1 protein-coding gene is annotated in these 276 nt (G+C 60.9%); it reads left to right on the forward strand.

The features are described from left to right. On the forward strand, positions 1-276 hold a 276-nt coding region (locus RMT89_RS42780; RefSeq protein WP_315889160.1), incomplete at both ends, for a glycosyltransferase.

Consider the following 276-nt stretch of genomic DNA (forward strand, 5'->3'; position numbering starts at 1 on the left):
GTCAGCGACAACGATGTCGCCGGGATGTCGACTGCGGCTGACGCGTTCCTGCTTCCGTCGGAAATGGAAGGCATGCCGACGGTAATCATCGAAATGCTGCTGCACCGTTGCCCGGTGGTCGCGAGCGACATTCCAGGCAACCGGGCGATTCTCACCAAACTCGGTCTGGAGGGTGCCCTCTATCCACTCGCGGATGTCAGCCAACTGGGGCAATGCATCGTGCAGCAGTCTCGAGGCAGGATCAGCGAAGAACACCATCGACGCACGCTGAACGCC

The sequence above is a fragment of the Streptomyces sp. P17 genome (assembly GCF_032436805.1).
GTDB lineage: Bacteria > Actinomycetota > Actinomycetes > Streptomycetales > Streptomycetaceae > Streptomyces.